This window comes from Chromobacterium alticapitis, assembly GCF_002924365.1.
GTDB lineage: Bacteria > Pseudomonadota > Gammaproteobacteria > Burkholderiales > Chromobacteriaceae > Chromobacterium > Chromobacterium alticapitis.
In genome coordinates, this window is sequence record NZ_PQWB01000054.1 from 1 (window position 1) to 1,244 (window position 1,244).

Here is a 1,244-nt window from a genome sequence, read left to right on the forward strand (position 1 = left end):
GGCAAGAAAACGCTGAAAACTTTGGGCATCCATGGCGTTGCTCCCGGTCTGCTACCGTATTCAGCATAGCTCCCAACACGGAATTGGGACATAGCCATTTCGAAGCCGCCTTCCGCGACTGGACGCAAGGGCTGCAGGGGGCGTTCCAGCAGATCGCCATCGACGGCAAATGCTTGCGCGGCATCGCTCGGGGCCAGCACGGCCCGGTGCACATGGTCAGCGCTTTCGCCACTGAGCTGGGCCTGGCCTTGGGGCAGGAGAAAGTGGCGGATAAAAGCAATGAAATCACGGCGATAACGGCGCTGTTGAACGCTCTGGATGTGAAGGGATGTCTGGTCATCCTGGATGCGATGGGATGCCAGAAAGACGTGGCCAAGACCATCGTCGAACGCCAGGCGGATTACCTGCTGGCGGTCAAAGATAACCAGCCCAAGCTGCGCCAAGCGGCGGCCTGCGCGCTGATGGATCGTCCAGGCGAGCGGGTAACGGGTGCACAAAAGGGGCATGGCCGCACGGTGTTGCAGCATGTGGTTATCGCCCCTGCGGAAGATTTTGTCGATGAAGCGGCGTGGCCTGGTGGCAAGACGGTGGGGCGAGTGGATTCTGTGCGCCTGGATGGCAGCGGCCAACCGGTGGTGGAGCAGCGTTATTACCTGTCCTCGCGCGAGCTGGGTGCGGAAGCGCTGGCGCAGGCGGTGCGCCGCCATTGGGCAATTGAGAACAGCCTGCATTGGTGTTTTGACGTGATTTTCCATGAAGATCAGTGCCTATTGCGCAAAGATCATGGTCCACAGAATTTTGCGTTGCTGTTGAAGTTCGCGCTCAATCTGCTGCGCAGCTCGCCATTTCAGGCCAAGAAGAGCATGCGTGTGCGGCGAAAGCGGGCTGGTTGTGATGATGGCCAGGGCAATCGCACCTATTTGACATATCAAGTTTGCCGCCGTAGTTTTTGCCCACAACAACCCGATTGGCATTCGGCCGGCTCTGGGATGAGAGCGCATCTGTTCAAAATTTAATCAGCCGGAGCCGGCGCGCGCTCAAAAATTGAGCAGGTAAAGATGATTTCGATTAAAAAATAAGCAAATCCTAGTATGTCAAATAGATTTAATCACCCTGGGATGATGGCGCCTTGGCTGAGTTGCTGGGCAGGGCCTCCGCACTCGAACATCATAATGGCGCAAGCCCAAGAAACTGGGCCCGCACATCATCATCCCAGGCTGCTGCCTTGCGCTTGATCCGCATGC

The 1,244-nt window shown here is 57.3% G+C and carries 1 protein-coding gene; it reads left to right on the plus strand.

Features of this window, described 5'->3' with window-relative positions; translation table 11 throughout:
- Positions 1-1,016, plus strand: a 1,016-nt coding sequence (locus tag C2I19_RS13650; RefSeq protein ID WP_146056812.1) for an ISAs1 family transposase, incomplete at its 5' end; no start/stop codon positions are given.
- Between the last annotated feature and the right edge of the window lie 228 nt (positions 1,017-1,244).